We start from the raw sequence: 1129 nt of genomic DNA on the forward strand, positions 1-1129 counted from the left end.
GTGGGCATATGGCAGCAGCAGTATTACAGTGGCGGCTTTGAAGCCCTGGAGTCAGCCAGGAAAGGACCGCCCGCCGTTATGACACTACCTCCCGCCAAGACCTCTGCACCTGAAACCAAAAGCGACGAAGATCTTTCGCATGCTGAGTTGCTGCTCAAGCTACGCAAGCTCCAAGTGGAGAACGCCTGGCTAAAAAAGCTCAAGGAGCACAGGGAGGAGAAGAAAAGGCAGGAGAAAGCAGCAAAGAAAAAACGAAGTTGATCACGGAGCTGCGTGATAATTTCTCGCTCGAAGAACTGCTTGAAGTCGCGCAGTTGGCGCGCAGCACGTATTACTACCAGCTCAATCTGATGAACACCGGAGATCGGTTCGCGCCTCTGAAAGCCTCTATCCAGAGCGTTCAGGATGAGCATAAGGGTCGCTATGGCTATCGCCGAATGACCGCTGCGCTGCGTAATGCCGGCCAGATGGTTAACAGCAAAACGGTGCGGCGCCTCATGGGCGATCTGAACCTCAAATGCACGGTGCGACCGAAAAAGTACCGCTCGTATCGGAGCTTGGTCGGCAAGGCTTCGCCTAATGTTTTGGCCCGTCAGTTTGAAGCGGACAAGCCAAACCAGAAGTGGGTCACGGACGTAACCGAGTTCAAAGTGGCCGGCGAAAAGCTTTACCTTTCCCCGGTGCTGGACCTGTTCAACGGCGAAATCGTTGCCTATCAAACCGACACCCGACCACGTTACGCCTTGGTGGGCAGCATGCTGGAGCAAGCACTTGAAGGTCTGCCCGAGACGGCAAAACCGATGCTGCACTCAGATCAGGGCTGGCACTACCAATATCCTGACTACCGAAAACGCTTGGAAAAAGCAGGCCTGAAGCAAAGCATGTCACGCAAAGGCAACTGCCTGGACAACGCCACAATGGAAAGCTTTTTTGGCACGCTTAAGTCGGAGTACTTCTACCGCGAGCGTTTCGATAACGTCGCTCAGCTGCAAGCCGGGCTGGACGAATACATCCGTTACTACAACCATGATCGGATCAAGATGAAGCTAGGCGGCCTCAGCCCTGTTGCTTACAGAGCAAAGGCCGCCATGGCTTAACCAGTACCGTCCAACTTTTGGGGCGCACTTCA

At 54.3% G+C, this 1129-nt stretch carries 2 pseudogenes; both read left to right on the forward strand.

Features of this window, described 5'->3' with window-relative positions:
* A pseudogene (locus tag AC0IW7_RS24720) lies at window positions 1-261 on the forward strand (hypothetical protein); the annotation flags it as partial.
* Window positions 246-1097, forward strand: a pseudogene (locus AC0IW7_RS24725) (IS3 family transposase); the annotation flags it as partial. The pseudogenes AC0IW7_RS24720 and AC0IW7_RS24725, both read left to right, overlap by 16 nt.
* Window positions 1098-1129 lie beyond the last annotated feature (32 nt).

Source organism: Pseudomonas sp. AC229 (assembly GCF_979254655.1).